At 39.0% G+C, this 14,001-nt stretch carries 12 protein-coding genes; 6 read left to right on the top strand and 6 right to left on the bottom strand.

Translation table 11 applies throughout. From position 1 onward, the window contains the following. The first annotated feature begins 34 nt into the window (after positions 1-34). Complete coding sequence (locus L2567_RS20980; protein ID WP_406626644.1) at positions 35-718, top strand: hypothetical protein; 684 nt, start codon at positions 35-37, stop codon at positions 716-718. Positions 719-879: 161 nt separating this feature from the next. Then, entirely contained in the window at positions 880-3,336 is a 2,457-nt protein-coding gene (locus L2567_RS00970; protein WP_235295813.1) for an ATP-binding protein, read from the top strand. 82 nt (positions 3,337-3,418) lie between these two features. On the opposite strand, the gene L2567_RS00965 is transcribed toward L2567_RS00970, so the two are convergent. Beyond that, positions 3,419-4,939 (bottom strand): zinc metalloprotease, encoded by a 1,521-nt coding sequence (locus L2567_RS00965; protein ID WP_235295812.1) that lies wholly within the window; start codon positions 4,937-4,939, stop codon positions 3,419-3,421. Positions 4,940-5,195: 256 nt separating this feature from the next. Here L2567_RS00965 and L2567_RS00960 point away from each other — a divergent pair, with 256 nt between their 5' ends. Beyond that, the gene (locus L2567_RS00960; protein ID WP_235295811.1) at positions 5,196-6,962 is read left to right on the top strand and encodes a tetratricopeptide repeat protein; all 1,767 of its coding nucleotides are present in this window, start codon (positions 5,196-5,198) and stop codon (positions 6,960-6,962) included. Here L2567_RS00960 and L2567_RS00955 read toward each other — a convergent pair. From L2567_RS00955 to L2567_RS00945, 4 genes are all read right to left on the bottom strand, one after another. Then, complete coding sequence (locus tag L2567_RS00955) at positions 6,949-7,977, bottom strand: hypothetical protein (protein ID WP_235295810.1); 1,029 nt, start codon at positions 7,975-7,977, stop codon at positions 6,949-6,951. The genes L2567_RS00960 and L2567_RS00955 overlap by 14 nt on opposite strands. Before the next feature lie 176 nt (positions 7,978-8,153). Then, positions 8,154-8,351 (bottom strand): FG-GAP repeat protein, encoded by a 198-nt coding sequence (locus tag L2567_RS00950; protein WP_235295809.1) that lies wholly within the window; start codon positions 8,349-8,351, stop codon positions 8,154-8,156. Positions 8,352-8,398: 47 nt separating this feature from the next. After that, complete coding sequence (locus tag L2567_RS21240) at positions 8,399-8,587, bottom strand: hypothetical protein (RefSeq protein ID WP_406626643.1); 189 nt, start codon at positions 8,585-8,587, stop codon at positions 8,399-8,401. A 12-nt stretch (positions 8,588-8,599) separates the two neighbouring features. Then, positions 8,600-8,950: a hypothetical protein gene (locus L2567_RS00945; protein WP_235295808.1), complete on the bottom strand. Its 351-nt coding sequence runs from the start codon at positions 8,948-8,950 to the stop codon at positions 8,600-8,602. 328 nt (positions 8,951-9,278) lie between these two features. Here L2567_RS00945 and L2567_RS00940 point away from each other — a divergent pair, with 328 nt between their 5' ends. The 3 genes from L2567_RS00940 to L2567_RS21105 are packed head-to-tail and all read left to right on the top strand — an operon-like array spanning position 9,279 to position 12,100. Then, the gene (locus L2567_RS00940) at positions 9,279-9,764 is read left to right on the top strand and encodes a hypothetical protein (protein ID WP_235295807.1); all 486 of its coding nucleotides are present in this window, start codon (positions 9,279-9,281) and stop codon (positions 9,762-9,764) included. A 40-nt stretch (positions 9,765-9,804) separates the two neighbouring features. Then, a complete protein-coding gene (locus L2567_RS00935) occupies positions 9,805-10,263 on the top strand; it encodes a hypothetical protein (RefSeq protein WP_235295806.1) in 459 nt (152 codons plus the stop codon). 40 nt (positions 10,264-10,303) lie between these two features. Continuing rightward, positions 10,304-12,100, top strand: coding sequence for an adenylate/guanylate cyclase domain-containing protein (locus L2567_RS21105; protein WP_235295805.1), 1,797 nt, complete (start codon positions 10,304-10,306; stop codon positions 12,098-12,100). Here the strand turns inward: L2567_RS21105 and L2567_RS00925 are convergent. Continuing rightward, the gene (locus L2567_RS00925; RefSeq protein ID WP_235295804.1) at positions 12,085-13,899 is read right to left on the bottom strand and encodes a glycoside hydrolase family 17 protein; all 1,815 of its coding nucleotides are present in this window, start codon (positions 13,897-13,899) and stop codon (positions 12,085-12,087) included. The genes L2567_RS21105 and L2567_RS00925 overlap by 16 nt on opposite strands. Between the last annotated feature and the right edge of the window lie 102 nt (positions 13,900-14,001).

Below are 14,001 nucleotides of genomic sequence, written 5' to 3'. Positions count from 1 at the left end.
AAATCTGGCACGGCTGGTTCCCCAAGTATCAGGAATGATGTATGCTTCTAAAAGTGACCAGATATTTACCTCTTTTTATGCAGGCTCATCCGTAGTTATTCCTTTAGAAGAAGGTAATGTTTATATTGAACAGAAAACAGCCTATCCTTTTGATGGATTGATTGATTTAATGATAAAGTCTGAAGATGAACTGTCTTTTGCGTTAAACTTACGAATTCCAACCTGGGCGGGAAATCAATTGGTACCAGGAGAATTATATCAATACTTGAATTCAAGAGAGGTAAAACCTGAGATCAGTGTCAATGGAAAGGCAGTATCTTTCGAAGTTGAAAATGGTTTTGCAGTGATTAAACGTAAATGGGCAACCGGGGACAAAGTAACTCTTAATTTAAATATGCATTCCAGGTTCAATAAAGCTATAGATTTCATAGAGGCCAATCGTGGTCGTCTGGCTGTTTCAAGAGGTCCTTTAGTTTATTGTGCGGAAGGAGTTGACCATGATTTTCAATTAAGTGATGTGATGTTAAAGAGCGAAGCAGAAGAAATTAGTGTGGAAAGCATAGGAAGTGGAATCTTAAAGGGAATACCCAGTATAAAGGTAAAAGGTACATATCGCGTAGATGAAACTGATAAAGAGGTTGGCTTACAGATGATTCCATATTACAGTTGGAACAACAGAGGCAATAGCCCCATGTTTGTATGGATAAAAGAAAAATAATTGGGTTAGAACTAACATGGACCAGCAAGTACTGATAAGGCCAATAATGAGGAATTTTGTTATCCACTGAATGAAGGGTTTATGGATAACAGGAACCATCCTTTTGACATAGTGATCACCTTTCATTATATTTCGCTGAAATTCAAAAAAAACATAGGATTATGCAACTTCCTCCGGAGAAAATGGGTGCCTTCTTTTTAGGTGCGGAATATGATATCAAAAATAAGGAATTGACAGCCGAACCGGTTATTTATGATGCCAGAGATTTGACGACGCATGCAGTTTGTGTGGGCATGACCGGTAGCGGGAAAACTGGTTTATGTATCGGTCTTTTAGAAGAAGCTGCAATTGATCAGGTTCCTGCTTTAATCATTGATCCTAAGGGAGATATGACCAACCTTTTACTACAATTCGAGGATCTCTCTCCCTCTGACTTTGAAAAATGGATTAATCCGGACGATGCTAGTAGGAAGGGCATGACCATATCAGATTATGCGGCAAAAACGGCTGAAACCTGGAGAAATGGGCTTGCAAGCTGGGGTGAGGATGAGAAACGCATAAAATTACTAAAGGAAAGCGTTGATTATACCATCTATACTCCTGGCTCCGATTCGGGTGTACCCATTAATATTTTGGGTTCATTTGCAGCGCCAGGGGTAGATTTTGATTCTGATACTGAGATGCTTAGAGAAAGAATCCAAGGTACAGTAGCGGCTTTGCTGGGAATGATAGAAAGTAAAGAAGATCCAGTAAGGAGCAGAGAAGGTATTTTACTCGCAACCCTGTTTGAACACTATTGGCGCAATGATGAAGACCTGGATCTTACTAAACTGATCATGGGCATACAAAACCCACCATTTAACAAGCTTGGGGTTTTTGATATTGATACTTTCTTTCCTGAAAAAGACCGATTCGATCTGGCCTTGCAGTTTAATACATTGGTGGCTTCACCCCAATTTCAATATTGGCTACAAGGAGCAGCACTGGACATCGATAAGTTATATTTTACGCCTGAAGGAAAGATTAGGCACAGCATCATGTATATAGCCCATTTATCGGACAGTGAGCGTATGTTTTTTGTGACCTTGCTGCTCAATAGTTTGATCAGTTGGATGAGAAGACAATCTGGGACTACTAGCTTGAGAAGCTTGCTTTATTTCGATGAAATATTTGGCTATTTTCCACCGACTGCTCAGCCCCCGTCGAAAAGACCTTTGCTTACCATTTTGAAGCAAGCCCGGGCATTTGGAGTGGGTGCCGTCTTGGTGACCCAAAATCCTGTAGATATTGATTATAAAGGGCTTTCCAATGCCGGAACCTGGTTTATAGGAAAGCTTCAGACAGAAAGAGATAAGGCACGTGTGCTTCAAGGACTTGAAGGAGCTATCCAGGAAGCTGGATCCAGCGTGAAAACTGATTTTGGCCAACTTATCTCTTCCTTAGGTTCCCGAGTATTCTTACTTCACAATGTTCATGAAGACCAACCAGTGGTCATGCATACCAGGTGGGTCATGTCTTATCTGAGAGGACCCATGACACGCCCTCAGGTCAAGGAATTAATGAAAGAGAAAAAACAATCCATTAAGTCTGTGTCTAAATCAAGGCTCTCTCCAAATCCACAAGAGTCCATTGACATCAAAAAAGCAACTGAGCATCCTCCTTCGCTCAATTCAGATATAAAGCAGATGTTTTTACCCGTGTGGAAATCCGCATCAGAAGCCAGTTCAGAAAGCGGTATGACCGACTTGAATCTAATTTATGAAGGTTGTGGATTTGTAAATGGAGATGTAAGGTTTTATGATGCCAAGAGACATGTAGATGAAGTGACTTCTGTTGCCTTTTTGACTCCACCGCCGGATGATTTTGGACGAATTGATTGGGACTCTATCCAAGCCATTGATAACTGGAAGAAAAAATTGTATGAGGAACCTGATTATCCGGATTCTGTAGAGGTTGCATTTGCAGATACGCCGGAATCTATGAATACCTTAAAAGAATTTAAGCATATCGAGAAGGAATTTTCTGATTTTCTTTACCAAAGTCAATCCATGCCCATTCTTGTGCATGAGAAATTTGAGATCTATCAGGTTCCTAACGAAGGACGGGAGTCTTTTCATTCAAAAGTGACCCAACTCGCACGTGAAGAAAGGGACAAGGAGATTGATGAATTACGAGAGCGCTACGAAGAGAAATTTGACAGAATCAAAGATCGAATAAGAGATGAGGAACAGGATCTGTATGAACATGAAGCTGAGCTCAAAGATCGTAGGACAGCTGAGATTATTGGTGTCGCAGAGACTATTTTTTCTGTATTCAAAGGCCGTAGAAGGTCATTTAGTTCAGCGAGTACGAAAAGTCGAATGCGTCGAAAGGCTTCACAAAGGATTGAGGCTACTCGAATGGATCTTGAAGAACTTCATGAAGATTATCAGGAATTGGAAAGAGAACTTCAGGAAAAAATCGAGGAGGTGAAAGACAAATGGGAAAAGGTGTCAGCTGACATTACGGTTTATGAAGTTAAGCCAAGGAGAACTGATGTAAATGTGAATAAGGTGCTCTTAGTTTGGCACCCGTACTGGGTTGCAAAGAATGGACACAAAGTGAGTGCAGTGGAGTAGGGAGTTTGTGCATTGCTCGCAGCAGTTCCAAAACTGATTAAGAATTTAAACCGGAAAATTTGGAGTAAGGCCCTTGATTGCTTTATCCTGTAATTGTGAACCGGGCCTCATTTCTAATGATGAGGTTTCTCTGTTGGTCAATGGTAAGTTTCTCCACCATGCATTCTTTCTCTATAATAAGATCTCCTTGATAGCATTTGCTGGGAACACCCTTTCTATTCCAGTTAGCCGGATCATACCAGTCATTACCGACTGTTCCCAAAAATCTGTATTTAGCATTGTTTACTGAAAAGGGCACGGACATTTCTGACTGATCGAAGGGGATGCCAGCTCCTGAAATAACAGTTTCACCGAAGATCGACTTTATCTCATAGGATCCATCTGGAAATCCATCTCCAAAATCATCAAAGAATTTTAAGGTGTAATTGCCATCAGGAAGATCCCAGGTATAGGTCTTTGTTTTGTTTGCCAAAGGTGCCGGAATATTCAGATCATAATTTCCAGGTTCAAAATTACCATCAGAAGCAATAATGTTATTTGATGCATCGTGCAATTCCCAACGAATATCCTCAGGAAATTCATCAAATGTTAATGCAAAATATAACTCATTTTCAGCTGGAAGATCACATCCTTTGGAAGACAATATACTCACCCTTGATCCCTGTTCATCAAAATTATTCCTCATCAAATTTACCTGATCCTGGGTAAAGAGATTCATGCAATCATCATCTGAATAATCCATATAGTTTTGAACCATGCATATTAATGGGCCCGCATAGCCAGGCGATTGGTTATTACATGCCGGAGCATTCTCATTGCAGCCATAATTAGGCCCTGAGGCATTGGGTGTATCCGTCAGTCCGTCATCAACGTCGCAATTGCCATCTCCCCAAATGTGGTCAAGTCGAAGCCAATGACCTACTTCGTGCGTTCCTGTCCTTCCAGAACTATAATTTGGACTATCAAAGACATATTCAGGTCCTCTTCCAAAACTAAGGTAATCAATAACGATTCCATCTATAGAATCCTCTGCATCCGGAAATGTAGCATAACCGCGTACGTTCCTAATGTCACATATAAAGATATTCATATATTGTCTTGCAGGCCAACCCGAAATCCCTCCTGTAGATTCATCTTTAATGCTGGTTTGAATTACAAATTCCGTGGAATCCGTATAAGTCCTGGTTATTCCACAAGAAGCATTTCCCAAAGCATCTCTTGTGGCTAGGCAAAATTCTATTTCCGGATTTGCGGCCACTTCATGCCACATGGTCGGAGAAGTAATTACATTTCCAAAATCTTCATTCAGCACTTCCAGTTGAGAATAGATTTGCTCATCACTGACATTTTCATCAGCATTATTATACACCACGTGGAAAACAACGGGAATGGTTACTATCCCTTGCACATTTGATCTTGCCGATGCTTGCTGTTTGCTCAATTCCTGTTTTTTTCTAAATACAGGGTCGTTTTTCATCATTTCCAGGTAGCTTTCGTGTGTGCCACATGCTTCTTGAGCATTAATGTTCTGAGTAATTGCAGAAATCGAAATTAAAATCAGGATTACGAAAACACGATAAATGCTGGGGATTTTGAGAGTCATAGGCTTATTTGTATGAAGAGTTTTAGGTTAACTGTACAGAGAATATCTAGCAAAATACTCCTCTGATTACTCGACTACATATTATGAGGTGAAGGTAAGAAATGATATATTATTGTTGTGAAGAAATTATTGACTTTTGAGTATTCTTTAAAAGTAGAGATTTTTAATTCTTATCATACACAATTCTGTGTAAGAAAATATTATCGTAGAGTCAGAAAGGTTTGATTAAATTTACCGAAAGTGAGTAAATTACATAATGGGTTTCCATTTACGCCTTCTATCGATTTTCTTTTTTTGTCTAACTGCACCTCTATCTAGCGCTCGGGACAAAAACAAGATCGACAGTCTCATAGCTATTTTAGAATCAGATAATGATACTATACTCTTAAATACTTATGAGGAATTATTCCTGCTTGAACTACCCAATGAACCTACTAAAGCGAAGCCATATCTCGATCAAGCATTCGAAGTTTTAAAGAGAATCGAAAGTCCAGCACGTCAGGCACGATGGATCAAAAATCTAGGTATTTACTATTATTACATCGCTGATTACGAGGAAGCCAGCAAAACACTTTATGAATCGTCTTATTTATTTGAAGCTCTGGGAGACAAAGATCAGTTGAGCAAAGTCTACAACAATTTAGGCGTGATTTTGAAATATATGGGAGAACCTGAGAAATCTTTAGAGGCACATCTGAATTCACTCAAAATAAAGGAAGAACTAAAGCAAAAAGGATATGCCATTGCGGCCAGTTATTTAAACATTGGAAACATTTATGGTGAGTTACAAGACTTGGATAAATCTAACAAATACTACCTACTAGCAGAGAACATATTTATTGATGATCAAGATGAATATCGGTTATCAATTGTCCGATCTAACCTTGCTGTTAATATGGAAGTAGCGGGTAAAGTTGATAAGGCGCTGGATTATTACATGAAAAGTTTGCCGTATTTTATTAACAATGGACATAAAATAGAGGAGGCCAAACAGTATAATCTCATTGGTGCATTGTATCAAGGCATTGATTCTTTAGAGCAGGCTGAAAGATATTTCACCAAAGCTAAACAAATGGGAAAGCAACTTCAAGAAAAGCAAATAGAAGAACTTGCCACAAGAAATCTGGGAGATATCTACTTTCAACAGATGCGATATAATGAAGCATTGTCCCATTTCAAGAGAGCATTGGAACTATCCACAGAAAGCGGTACGGAAACCAGGAGAATCAATACCTATCTGCGATTGGCTGAAGCGTATGCAGCGCTGGGAAACTACGAACAGGCGTACGAATTCAGAATGCTGCATTTCAATCAGTACGATCAAGTTTTTCAAAAAGAAAGAATGGACAACCTTCATAAATTGGAAATCCAATTTCAGACTGAAAAGAAGGAACAGCAAATAGCACTTCAAGAAAAAGAGATTCAATTATTAGTAAGACAGGCACGTTTAAATACATTCAAACGAGTGGCCATCAGTCTGGCGTTTCTACTCTCTTTACTAGGTATCTATGCCCTGTTACAAAGAAAGAAGCGGGATCAACTAGAAAAGGAAAAGGTGGACATAGAATTAAAACTCAAAAATCAAGAGCTGGAAAACAATAAGCGCGCCTTAACAACGCATGCTCTCAATCTGGCCCGCAAAAATGAGACTTTGGAAAATTTAAAGATAAAGGCGAAGAAGGTGAAAACTTTGGAGAACCAAGAAATTGGTTTAGATCAAATGGTTCGCGCGATTGACCTTGACTTAAATAGTGATGAAAGTTGGGAGCAGTTTTCTACATATTTTGATAGTGTTCATCAAGGTTTTAATGCCAAAGCTATGTCTATTTATCCAGAAATTAAGCCCAATGACCTACGCTTAATGGCACTGATTATGTTGAACATCAGCACTAAAGAGGTGGCTCAGATATTGAATATTTCCATATCGGGTGTAAAAAAGGCCAGGCAAAGATTACGTAAGAAAATGTCGTTAAACACTTCTGATTCATTAGAGCAAGCGGTGATTGAAATTAAAAAGATTTAATCAATTTGGAAAAAGGATAATTCCCCACAATACCCTTATTGTAAATAGATTGCGTGCCATCAATAAAAGATTGTCTCCAAGCAAAAGATGCATTTTCTTCGGTCGATGTCCAATAATACTTAGTGGTAAAAAAGTTTCCGATGTTAGTGTAAGGTGGTGGAGCACCGGGCCCAATTTTTACGTACATTTCATTCAACTCGTCCTTTGAGGGTATGAACCAATTACCATATTGACCATTAATAATTGGATCCAAAATGTATGGTTCCAAAGTAAGATCGGGACACTCTGCATTAATCATAGCTTCCGTGTTCAATTGGCCTGCGCCTATCGCTTTACCAATAGCACCAACAAATGTGTCAAAGCAACCCCACGAAGGATCTCCGAAGTTTTGAGTAGATGCAACCAGACCATCACCCGTATTGGTGTCCATATGAAAGATCATTCCTCCTACATAAATCTTACCTATAAGCGAGTCTAGAAGGGTGCCATTATTATATAGATTAATGGGCGGTTCATCAGCAGTCAAGAATTGCTGTACCGTTATTCCTATATTCATTAATTCTGGTATGGTGACCCCACCATCAATCAGATTTCTTACGGAAATGCCACCTGTATAAAGTTGGTGTATGGATAGGTCTCCATCTCTAAGTACTTGAACAGATACCTCGGCATTATAAAGTTGCAGTATGCATAAACCAAAATTCAGTAAATCTTGAACAGTATAGCCATTATCAAGCAGTGACTGTACGATGGGCGCACGCAGTGTACTACAATTACATAGTGTGGAAGTAAGTAAGAGATCGGTCTGCCAAGTCCGAGCAGTGTTAGTTGAGGGTGGAAGGGATGACAACAATCGCGTGGCAAGGGTGCCATCTGGTAGTTTGACGACGATATCGTTTACCGTATTAAAGGTATCCATTACATTTACTTTCAAATTTCCATGTACTTCTATCGACTGACCATTGATCAAGGAAGGAAGTATAAAAGCAAATAGCAAGATTACTGAAGTTTTCATTACATTTTAGATTTTACTGCTGCAAGCTTATGCATCATTGCTCTGAAAACGAAATATATAGGGGAGACAAATGGTAGACAAGGTGGAAGTTTAGTGAATTTTCCTAACCTAGAGCCATTGCAACTTTGGAAAACGATTTTATCCCTCGCGTGATTCTGCAAAGCGACCAATATCAACTATTCATAAACTCTCACTTTTCCCATATTTTGAAATACTTGATCATTATTACTAGCGCTAATTCCAAACCTGGCACCATCAGCAGAGATAGAAACGGCTTCTCCAAATTGCTCATTGGTTTGCTGGCCATCAATATCTGTAATGATCTGTGTCCACGGATTATCCGAATATTCGTATATCCTCGCATGACCTGCCATATTACCACCATCACCTCCACCTTCATAATCAAAGCCTGCTTGAGTGACTATATGCTTCCAATATGGATAAAGGATTCATACACTGACAAAGTATCGTTATCTTCTGTAGATTCGGTTTTCCCGGTCAAAACACTTCCTAATAAAGGGTCATTAACTGCAACGCCTGTTACATCTACATTACGTGTGTTGTTAATGAAAATTTTGTAGCTAATCATATCACCCGCTGTTGTGGCGATACCTGTAGGTCACTAATTAGCAACATCAGTCACTTCTTCTATGATTTCATATTCTGCTCGAAAACTTAAGGAAAGCGAATTCCAACCTCCGCCGCGATAACTTTGCCATTCCCCATAAACTCCACAATCAGTACAGAAAATCATTAATCCGATCGCTGGATCATGAATTTGATCTCTTTGAGCTTTGGTGATTCTGGGAGGAAGAAATCCCTTTTCCTCTGATGTGATCTCGAGAATGGCACTTGGATCATGATTAGTAGTTGCAATCCCCATATTGTTTTGTTGGGCGAAAAGGATTGAACTGGGCGCTAGCATTACTGCAATGATAGTAATACCTATCGCTATTTTTTGCAATAATGTCATGAACTGATTTTAAGTGTATTTGTAGAATGCAACAAATAAACAATAACAAATCTTACAGTACACAGTGTTGAGTAGAAATGATGATAAATTGATGTTTATAAGCCGCTACATTACATGAATGAGCATGGTTTGTAAGGATAAGTGAGCGTTTGGTATATGGATAATTCCCGAAATCTAGACATCAATTATTCTCAGTAGTTTAAAGTCACAGTAAATAAAATCTAGAAATTACCATCTAATGGCAGAATGAGCATTAAATTTCATAACTTTAATTTTGAATTCAAGAACACCTACAGAATATAGAATTTACTACTTAAACCTAAAGACAATGAACCCCTTAAAAAATCTATTATTACTTTCCGTACTATTACTTTGCGGAAAACTGCAAGCACAAACTCCAACCGTCTTTATTACATTGACAGTAGATACCACACTACTGGGAAATGACAGAAACGCTCCTGGTGGATGTACTTTCAGTGTCGAACCGGCGGATAAATTGGTGTTTAATGATCCTAATAATCCCAAACTATTTACTATTCAAGTTGATTCGTCAGACGTTATTGAATGGCAAGGCAAAACTACAGGCGACGTAGAGGTTAAAATCAGGAGAATATCATTTATTAGAGGTACCAATATTTTTGATTCTGAAATTGTAAAAGGAACGATGATCAATGGCAAGGAGAAGGTAAAGGCAAACCCTAAAAGAAATACATTAGAAGATAAAGACTATGAATATAGCATACGCTTTAAAATGAAGGGTGATTTTTTTAAGTTTTATGAGATCGACCCAAAAATTAAAGTAGGCAATACATAGTTGTTGATTGAGGTAGTTTTTACCTTTCTAACATGAGTTTATGATGATTAAAGCCTATTCTCCATTATTTCTATTATTGATCTTTAGTTGTTGCGTTGTCAACACTAAAGCTCAAGAATTGCACAAACTCATTTTGACAGTTGATATTGATAGTCCCAATCAGCAAGAAAAACAATCTCTCAGCTCAGAAAGTAACACGTCGTTTCTAATAAAATCTAAAGGTGAAAATTTCACCGTTTGGGCCAATGTGGGTGATTCAGTTTTGTGGAAAGCTAAATCTTCTGACAAATCTACAGATCCCATAAATATTATTGGTGTCCACTACGTTAGCGGTCCGCGTATTTTTACTTCTAATACTTTAACGGGAGATGGCACCATTACAGCTACCATCGTTAGAGGAGGTGAAGAAGATTACGTATACGATCTACTCTACACTATTGGTTCTGACCCAGAGATATATACTATTACCGCTGCTATCAAGACCAAATTTAGCAATTGATGCTTTTTATATGAAGTTGTACTTGAAATGCAAAGGTTGGGTGAAAATATGCTTAGTGCTTTGTCTGACAGGTTGCTGGATAACCAGTTTTACGCAGGATGAATTACTGGCAGATAGCTTAATCAAGATTTATGAATCGGGTACATTGAGTCCCGAAGATAAACTCAAAATTTTATCTGAGATCGCCTTCAATTTACCTGACCCCGATCGAATTTTGATGTATAGCGATACTTTGATGATCGAGGCCAACCGACTGGGCTACAATGATTACCTCTTTAATGCCTATATGCAGCGAGGCAATGCCTTACAACAAAAGGGGGATTTAAGTGAAGCCTTGGATAGCTATTTTAATGCTGTCGAAATTTCCAATAAAAATTCAGATCAAAGACAATTGGCCATGGCCTACACCGCCTTAGCTGCAGTCTATGGAGGAATGGACAACCGTAGAAATGTCATTCAATATTATTCTGATGCTATCGAAATTTTTCGGAAGGTGCAGGATACTTTGAATTATGCTATTGCAATAGAAAATTTAGGGGATACCTACCTGGAATGGTCTAAACCTGATTCTGCTTTGTTCTACTTCAATCAATCAGGTCCACTCTTCGAAAAAATGAAGAATAAGGTCCCATTGGCCTACAACTTAGGCAACAAAGGATTAGCATTTGCCCAGAAAGGCCTGACAGATAAGGCTGAAGAGAACATTAAGCAATCAGTCTCGATACTTGAAGAAGCAGGAGACTACAGACCGATTACCACCTACCTGAATTACATGTCAGATATTTATGCAGATAAAGAGGATTGGGACAGAGCTTTTGATTATGCACTACGATCATTGGATTTAGCAAAGCAGTATGGGTTGAAAGCCCGTATAAGTGATGCCTATTTAAAAATGTCCACACTTTATGAACGTACCGGATATGCAAGTGCCGCTTTAGCTTATTACAAAAGATACATTGCCGTAAGAGACAGCGTGGTAAATTTGGCAGCTGTGCAGGAAATGGCCGACATTCGTAGGGATTCTGAAAACGCACAATTTGAGGCAGAGCTAAAACTGAGTAATCAGCAAAAGCAAACTCAAAAAATTCTGTTCTTTGCCACCGCCATAGCGTTGTTATTAATTTTACTATTGGCAATTGCATTATACAGACGGAATGAATTTACAAAACGAACCAATGCCATTATTGAGAAAGAAATGACACGTTCAGAAAACCTTTTGACCAATATCTTACCCGAAGAAACGGCTCGAGAATTGAAATTGTTTGGAAAGGTAAAGGCTAAGAAGTTTGAATCGGTTACAGTGTTGTTTACTGATTTTGAAGCCTTCACTGCCGCATCAGAACGCATTAGCCCAGAACTTCTGGTTACTGGTTTGGGATATTATTTCATGGCATTTGATGAAATCATTGATAAATATGGCCTGGAGAAAATAAAAACCATTGGAGATTCTTATATGTGTGCCGGGGGCTTACCTTTTCCCACAGATGATCATGCTGTTAAAATGGTGAAAGCTGCCCTTGAAATTCTTGATTTCGTGGAGAAAGCCAAATCAGATAAATCCACAGAGTTTTCTTTCAATGTTCGAATAGGAATCAACACCGGCCCAGTGGTGGCGGGTGTGGTAGGCAGTAAAAAATTCTCCTACGACATATGGGGTGATACGGTCAATGTTGCTTCACGGATGGAGTCGTTTTCTGACAGAGGCCGGGTGAATATCAGTCAAAATACCTATGATTTGGTGAAGGATGTTTTCGATTGTGAATACAGAGGCCAAATTGAAGTAAAAAACAGAGGGCCCATGAATATGTATTATGTCAATGGTTATTTAGCGGAATAATATACATTTTTGATATGAATTTCTTTTCCATCAAAATCCCTTTGCCCTCTCAAATACAAAGGAGCTGTTACATCTTCAAGATTTACGCCCTGATTGAGTTTTGTGATGGGAATCGAATAGGATTTCCAATTCTCTGTAATTAAATAGTCAGTCTCGGGCTCAAAAATGATCGGATTATTGATTTGCGTTCCTTGTCCATATGATCCAGTTTGGAACCCAAGTTCGAAAGAGGATCGAGTGTTTCCTTTGATCTCAAACTTTAATTGACCAGATTGAAATTGACTAAGGTCTTCGCCTGTTGCTCCAGCGAACTCCAAACCACAGCCCCACCACGCTCCAGTACCGGTGTGGATCTCTATGATTCGATCTTGTGTCATTTCAATACCACAAGTGCCTTCCCAGGCATTCAGTTTCAGCTTGCCACTTGGGTAAGTCATGTCATTCCCGACCTTAGGTTTCAGCGTTTCGTGAATGACCACATAAACATTTTCATCTACTGGATCACCAATTTTTCGGTCTACATTAACAGTTGTGATTTCAAGAAGTCCCATTTCACGCTTCAGAGGCGGGGCATAGACGTCTTTCATCAATTCACTCCGATTGCCACCATATGTTTTTGTAATTGGTAAGTCATTGCGGGTCAGTCCCTCAAAAATTCCATTATCCACCATTTCCCATAAAGCATATTTCGCTTCTCCCTGAAGGTTGATCAACCCAAAATGATTTTCCGATCCTAACGAATCTCCCTGATCTTTCCATTGTTCATCAAAGGCTTCAAAATAGAAACAGGACATGCCTTCTTCCATTGTCCAATCTCTCATGTGCTGATAATATAGTTTCTGTTTATATTCATCTGCAGCCCGAGAACCTGTAACTCCATATGAAGAACTTGCGATGGTTGCCCATCCGGTTTCACCAATATGAATGGGTTTATCAAGTCCCAGACTCGTCATGTAATCCTTAACATTGGCATATTGAGAAATGGCATAATTCTTCGCTCTTAACATTGCAGCTTCAATTTGTTGTACTTTAGATAAGTCTTCCTGATCTTCTGGCACACCCCAAAATGTAGGATTGTAATGAGTGTCATGAAAAGGGTAGGTGTGGAGAGATATGAAATCAACAGCTTTCATCAATGCTGCCAATTCTGCTGTCTGATAGCTTTTCGAACCTCCTCCCCAGGATGCAAAATTGTCAGAACTCGTTATCCAGACCCCTGAAGGAATTTTTCCACTGTCCCGCGATTCTCTGAGATAATTCACCCATTTGAGAATGATATTTGGACGAACAAAGTAATTGACTGCCCATTGCACCATCGCTTCATTTCCGACGGCAATGATTTTGACGATATCAGGATAGTTCTGAGCCATTTTTACAGCGGCTTCTATTTCCGCGGTATTATTTTTTACATTACCTCTATCGTGATTCACAGAATCTGACCATGCACCCTCACACTCTATCCAGGTACCCAACATCACATACATTTCAAATCTCGGATCTTCGTCTTTCAATTGTTTAATCGCCTGCAAAAGATTAGCCGTATGTGGAAATTGTTGTGTATTGTATGTTCTTAATAGTTTGACACCCATGGCAGATAGCATTTTCATATCATCTTTTAATTCCGGTATAGTGGGCACTACATCTCTGGTATTTTCTCTATAACCTCCGTAAGAAATGGCCTGGTACTCAGGATTTCCAAGGATATCTGCTGCGGTTACATGGGTCTTGATTCCTTGGGAACACCCACCTAGCAAGAATGCTATCGAGGTTATAAGTAGAAGTTTTACGCTAAATTTCATTTTCGCAAAATACTGATTTAAATCTTTGAAATATCTGCATAATCTTAACGCAGAAGGAGATGAACGGTTTTATTAGTCATTTTGATTTTCAGCTAAATTTTC

The sequence above is a fragment of the Portibacter marinus genome, assembly GCF_021533195.1.
In the GTDB taxonomy this organism is placed as follows: domain Bacteria; phylum Bacteroidota; class Bacteroidia; order Chitinophagales; family Saprospiraceae; genus Portibacter; species Portibacter marinus.
The sequence above is the reverse complement of the archived record's forward strand: the minus strand, read 5'-3'. Positions and strand labels throughout refer to the sequence as shown.

Coding starts and splice junctions, on each gene's coding strand:
- L2567_RS20980 (WP_406626644.1), top strand. CDS start 35: ATGATGTATGCTTCTAAAAGTGACCAGATATTTACCTCTTTTTATGCA.
- L2567_RS00970 (WP_235295813.1), top strand. CDS start 880: ATGCAACTTCCTCCGGAGAAAATGGGTGCCTTCTTTTTAGGTGCGGAA.
- L2567_RS00965 (WP_235295812.1), bottom strand. CDS start 4,939: ATGACTCTCAAAATCCCCAGCATTTATCGTGTTTTCGTAATCCTGATT.
- L2567_RS00960 (WP_235295811.1), top strand. CDS start 5,196: ATGGGTTTCCATTTACGCCTTCTATCGATTTTCTTTTTTTGTCTAACT.
- L2567_RS00955 (WP_235295810.1), bottom strand. CDS start 7,977: ATGAAAACTTCAGTAATCTTGCTATTTGCTTTTATACTTCCTTCCTTG.
- L2567_RS00950 (WP_235295809.1), bottom strand. CDS start 8,351: ATGGCAGGTCATGCGAGGATATACGAATATTCGGATAATCCGTGGACA.
- L2567_RS00945 (WP_235295808.1), bottom strand. CDS start 8,950: ATGACATTATTGCAAAAAATAGCGATAGGTATTACTATCATTGCAGTA.
- L2567_RS00940 (WP_235295807.1), top strand. CDS start 9,279: ATGAACCCCTTAAAAAATCTATTATTACTTTCCGTACTATTACTTTGC.
- L2567_RS00935 (WP_235295806.1), top strand. CDS start 9,805: ATGATGATTAAAGCCTATTCTCCATTATTTCTATTATTGATCTTTAGT.
- L2567_RS00925 (WP_235295804.1), bottom strand. CDS start 13,899: ATGAAATTTAGCGTAAAACTTCTACTTATAACCTCGATAGCATTCTTG.